General features: G+C 50.5%; 4 protein-coding genes. All 4 read right to left on the bottom strand.

The features are described from left to right. Nucleotides 1–226, bottom strand: a 226-nt coding sequence (locus KDK14_RS18850; RefSeq protein ID WP_257266751.1) for a hypothetical protein, incomplete at its 3' end; no start/stop codon positions are given. Next, nucleotides 223–462 carry a type II toxin-antitoxin system Phd/YefM family antitoxin gene (locus KDK14_RS18845; protein WP_257266750.1) on the bottom strand — a complete coding sequence of 80 codons (240 nt, stop codon included), beginning with the start codon at nucleotides 460–462 and terminating at the stop codon, nucleotides 223–225. The genes KDK14_RS18845 and KDK14_RS18850, both read right to left, overlap by 4 nt. A 73-nt stretch (nucleotides 463–535) precedes the next feature. Next, the gene (locus tag KDK14_RS18840) at nucleotides 536–1,801 is read right to left on the bottom strand and encodes a hydrolase (protein WP_257266749.1); all 1,266 of its coding nucleotides are present in this window, start codon (nucleotides 1,799–1,801) and stop codon (nucleotides 536–538) included. A gap of 185 nt (nucleotides 1,802–1,986) precedes the next feature. Continuing rightward, on the bottom strand, nucleotides 1,987–3,207 hold the full coding sequence (locus KDK14_RS18835; protein ID WP_257266748.1) for an aspartate aminotransferase family protein: 1,221 nt from the start codon (nucleotides 3,205–3,207) through the stop codon (nucleotides 1,987–1,989). Nucleotides 3,208–3,672 lie beyond the last annotated feature (465 nt).

Here is a 3,672-nt window from a genome sequence, read left to right as displayed (position 1 = left end):
CGTTTAAATTAGCCTTGATTGGAACGATCGTAAGGCCGATTCTATCGCCCTGTTTTTCCAGCCCCAGGGTGACATTGACCACTTCCAGATGCCAGAGGTTGGGAACCAGGGCGTCGGAATGCGAGAAACTTTTGAGTACCGATTCTGCATAAGCCTGATCCTTCTTTTTGCTGGTTTCTGACAACCAGCGCATGGAAACGGAGTTATCCAGGATAAAGCTGGTCATTTCCTGCCACGCTCCCGGAGTTCTTTCAGTTCACTCTCAGAAACAACAGGCTTTTTGGCTTTGAGTAAATTTTTGATGGCAGACTGTGCCTTTAAACGACTTTTTGCCTTACTGGGAATCAAGTCTGCGATGGGTTTTCCCCGGTTGGTTATGGTGAAAGATTCTCCGGCTTCCACACGACGTAGAATTTCCGGCAGTTTTGTTTTTGCATCGTAAGAACCAATTTCTTCAAGCATACCTGAGTCTCCGTATTTTTATTTGATCTATTATAGACCAGTCTTCTGGTCTATGTGTTTTCATGCCAGACTCTTACTCTTTTCGTTTTAACCAGTCAAAGCAGTCACCCTGTGCACTGGCATGGGCGAGGCTCAATAATAATGCTGCACTGAGCCTGGCCCTTGGCACAAGACTTCTGACGTTTAAATATTCCTGATCACTATGTATAGCTCCCCCCTGAACCCCAAGCGTATCAATATTGGGAATCCCGGCAGTGGCAAGGTTGTTACCATCGCAGCAACCACCCGTCGGTTTAATGTCCAGTGGAATACCCAGCTCATGCCCGATATTTTTTGCCAGTGTCAGCAACTGTTTGTTGGCATGACTCAGCACTTTGGGCTTGCGGGTAAATCCGCCGTGCAGTGCCAGGTGAATGCCGTCACGCTGGTTTATGCTGTCAATGATCTCACCGAGCTTTTGCATGCACCACTGTTCATCATCAGGCTGTTCCAGGCGGATATTAAATTTGTGAATACAGCGGTCGGGCACGATATTGGTGGGACCACCACCGTGAATGTAGCCGGGGTTAAAGGTGATGCCCGGCTGCTGGCCATTCAGGTCGTCCATGGCGGCAACAAAATCACAGAGGGCTCGTATAGCGTTGCGCCCCAGATGATGTTCACGGCCGGCATGGGCCGCTTTGCCATGGCTGACCAGGGTGAAATTACCACTGCCTTTGCGTTGGCCAGCCAGGTTGCCATCGGGAAAGCAGGGTTCAAAGATCATGCCCAGATGGACCCGTGTTGCAGCCTCCTCAATCAGTGGTGCTGAGCCAGGGGAACCAATCTCTTCATCCGGGTTAAACAGTATTTCCAAGCCGATCTGCCCAGCCCATGGGCTTTGTTCAAGTACTTCCAGTGCCTTGAGCATCACCAGAATACCGCCTTTTAAATCCGTGACTCCGGGGCCATTGATGGTGTCATCGTCCAGCCAGACGACCTTTTGAAAAGGGCTGTCTTTGGGGAACACGGTATCCATATGTCCGCACAGAAAGACCTGGAGAGGTGCTTCGGGGCGTTTGCGGATCCTTAGCGCATCACCCAGTGGGTGTTGGATAATTTCACCGTTGTCGTTTACCACCGACCATGGGTTCACAGGTATGCGTTCATGGTCTTTTGATAGACCGGAGGTGAGTTGCAGCAACTTTTCCAGAACCCGATTGACACCGTCACGATTAAGGCTGCCGGAATTTATTTCGGCCAGTTCAATGGTTCTTGCCAGCATTTCATCGTGCTGGTCATTGAGTAAATCCAGCCAGGGGAGGAGTTCAGGGGGGAGCGTTTTAGCGGGCTTAACCATACGACATGCTCATTCTGTTTGGTCCGGGTATAAATTCCAGCGTAGAGGGGGGGAGTGTGAAAGGCCTTAAAAAGAGGGGAACCACAAAGGCACAAAGACACAAAGGAAGCTTTTTCTGTTTGCCGAGCGCAGCTCAGGCAGCCCATAAAAACTTTGTGTCTTCGTGTCTTTGTGGTTCAAGGCTTTTATACCTTCGCAGAAACCACGGTAGCAACCGCTCTTTCCAGCCGTGCCATACCCTCATCAATGTCTTCATCCGGAATAATCAGTGATGGTGCAAAGCGCAGGACATTGGGGCCGGCGACCAGCAGCATCAGCCCTTCGTCTGCTGCAGCGGCAAGAAAGTCTTTACCCTTGCCGTGATATTTTTCCACCAGCTCCGCACCAATGAGCAAGCCTTTACCCCGCACGTCGGCAAAGATGCCATATTTGCTGTTGATGGCTTCCAGATGCTTTTGGAAGCGGTCATGCTTGCTACTGACGTTAGCCAGCACTTGTGGGTCATTCACGGTTTTGATTACTTCCAGCGCTACGGCGCAGGCCAGTGGGTTACCGCCGTAGGTGCTGCCGTGGGTACCAAAGCCAAAGCTTTCTGCTACCTTGTTGGTGGTTAACATGGCACCGATCGGGAAGCCACCGCCAAGGGATTTGGCGCTGGTGAGAATGTCCGGTGTGATACCAAGGCCCATGTAGGCAAAGAGTTGGCCGGTCCTGCCTATACCGGACTGGACTTCATCGAAAACCAGCAGGGCATTGTGCTGGTCGCACAGTTCCCTGACCCCTTTGATGAATTCAGGGTCCGCAGGAATAACCCCGCCTTCGCCCTGGATAGGTTCAATGACAACGGCGCAGGTGCGCTCAGACATGATGGCCTTGAGGGCCTCAAGGTCGTTGTAGGTGGTGTGCAGGACACCGCCGGGCACCGGCTCAAAGCCTTCGCAGTATTTTTTTTGTCCGCCTACGGTAACGGTAAAGAGTGTTCGGCCATGGAACGATTGGTAGAAGGAGACGATCTCATGTTTGTTCGGCCCGAAATTGTCATAGCCGTATTTTCTGGCCAGCTTGAAAGCGGCTTCATTGGCTTCGGCACCGGAGTTACAGAAGAAGACTTTGTCAGCAAAGGTGTTGTTGATTAACTGCTGGGCCAGTTCCAGTGCCGGTTCATTGGTGTAAACATTGCTCAGATGCCACAGTGTTTCACCCTGTTTTTTCAGGGCATCGATCAGCGTCGGGTGACAATGCCCCAGGGCATTAACGGCGATGCCGCCGGCAAAGTCGAGATATTCTTTCCCTTCCTGATCCCAGATTCGTGATCCCTTCCCGCGCACTGGCACCATGGCCTGGGGCGCATAATTGGGAACCATGACCTGATTGAAGGTGGAGCGATCGACGTGGTGCTCTGACATAGTATTATCTCCTGGTTATAGTGGGCTGCTATCAACTATGGAGGCCTGCCGGACGTAATACCGTCCTGTTGAGGTTATAACTGATTGGTCTGAAAATCCCTGTTTCTTCAGCAAATAGCCCGGCTATTCTCCTCAGAATCAGCAATTGTTATCCTCAATTTACCGCAACCCTCAAAACGGATGCCTGGCTCCGGCAGATTTCCGGAAACCCCACCACTTCGGGGATTCTCTGTAGTTTGAACGGCTCATTCCTGTTCGGATAGCTGTTCAAATTGTTAACGCCCGCTTTTATCATTTGTAAAGATAATTCTACACAAGCCTCAAAAGTTTGTACGGTTATATTTATTTGTACGGTTCTTTCCTGAATTTTGCTAAACAGGGATTGACATTTTTCCACTACTTAGGAGTTATCTGGAAATAACTTCCCTATTTTCATTGCCTGACTGGACTGAGCTTGTCGAAGTT

It is taken from the genome of Endozoicomonas sp. ONNA2 (assembly GCF_024606365.1).
Classification (GTDB): Bacteria; Pseudomonadota; Gammaproteobacteria; order Pseudomonadales; family Endozoicomonadaceae; genus Endozoicomonas.
This window is presented reverse-complemented; position numbering and strand designations above follow the sequence as displayed.